This window comes from Micromonospora sp. DT43 (assembly GCF_049841645.1).
GTDB lineage: Bacteria > Actinomycetota > Actinomycetes > Mycobacteriales > Micromonosporaceae > Micromonospora.
The window spans coordinates 1-264 of record NZ_JBNCKR010000044.1; the positions used below are offsets into that span (position 1 = coordinate 1).

Consider the following 264-nt stretch of genomic DNA (forward strand, 5'->3'; position numbering starts at 1 on the left):
TCAGGACCGGGGTGATGTCGTTGATGCTGTTGGTGCCGGCCTCGGTGGTGCCCATCTCCTTGGCCATGTCGTCGACGTTGATGTTCTTGCCCTGGACGCTGAGGGCGTTGCGGGTGGCGGCGGGGCCGCAGTAGTAGAAGTTGGGCTGGGCCTCGTAGCGCACGCCCAGTTCCCGCTCGCCGTGACCCTTGCGGTCGGTCTGGGTCTGGGTGGTGGGCTTGGCGTCCGAGGCGGCGTAGGCGGCGGTGACGGGGCCGGCGATGG

General features: G+C 68.9%; 1 protein-coding gene. It reads right to left on the reverse strand.

The genetic code is table 11. From position 1 onward, the window contains the following. On the reverse strand, positions 1-262 hold a 262-nt coding region (locus ACLQ26_RS33070), incomplete at its 3' end, for a C39 family peptidase (RefSeq protein WP_425748281.1). Positions 263-264 lie beyond the last annotated feature (2 nt).